The organism is Leptospira soteropolitanensis (genome assembly GCF_026151655.1).
GTDB lineage: Bacteria > Spirochaetota > Leptospiria > Leptospirales > Leptospiraceae > Leptospira_A > Leptospira_A soteropolitanensis.
The window spans coordinates 1-968 of record NZ_JAMQPN010000076.1 but is presented as its reverse complement, the minus strand read 5'-3'; the positions used below and the strand labels follow the sequence as shown (position 1 = coordinate 968).

1 protein-coding gene is annotated in these 968 nt (G+C 32.9%); it reads left to right on the top strand.

Translation table 11 applies throughout. The annotated features are described in order from the left end of the window. Window positions 1-815 (top strand): hypothetical protein (locus ND811_RS19370; protein ID WP_265365563.1); only part of this gene is annotated, 815 nt, incomplete at its 5' end. Window positions 816-968 lie beyond the last annotated feature (153 nt).

The following is a 968-nucleotide window of genomic DNA, read 5'->3' as shown; positions in this document are numbered from 1 at the left end:
TTTTTAAAATGTTAGAAGAAAAAATAAAAAATACCAATCTCTTAATTAAAAGTAATGAAATTGGACCAAATTGGAAAGGTCATTTCCCAAACCTCTCTTACCATTACCGAATAGATAAAGATGATCAAAAAAGTAATCTATCAAAAATAACCAATGAGTTAACCAGAGACATTTGGAAGTGGGCGACAATTTTCTATCGAATCGAATATACACGACTACAAGCACTAAAAGATAAAAAACTAAGTTCACTTTTCGGAAGTTTCACAACACTAGATATTGAGTATTCACACATAGTAATTAGATCATTATTCGATAATTTAGCTTTATTAATAAGTGCTACCGCATCTAAAAAAAGACAGTTACCTGATTCTTACAGTGATCTATCCGATTATCTTAATAAAAAATCATTAAAATTTGTAGAACTTACAAATGAACCACTTTATCTACTATTAAAAGAATACCAAATTTGGTTTTTAAGCTTAAAAGAAATTAGGGATGATATAATCCATAGAAATTATAATTCGATGGTTTTCGGAAATCTGGAAGAAGACATCTACTTTTGGATAAAAAACCGGAAGGATCGAAATAGAATAAAAGAAACATACCCATATTACAATTTCATTCGTTACAATCTTCACGATGTGCTTTCTTATTCAAAATATTCAGGCATTAATTTTGCTTTAACAATAAACCTTATGGAAGAAATTTCGGAAAATATAATAGAATATTCAATAAAAAAAAAGTTAAGTTATAACACTGGATTATCTTCCGAAGGATTTGGAACTGCATTAATTTGGATGAATAAAGTTATATAAAAAACGGCGTATAACAGCGACTTACCGCTACGCGTCGGCACAAGGCCTCGCTCGGCCTGCGGCAAATCCTCCTCCTGGCATTCGCCTTGCTTACGCAAGCTACATGCCAGTCCCTAACGTCCCGCTGGGACTCAGGGTCGGAGGACTTCGGTA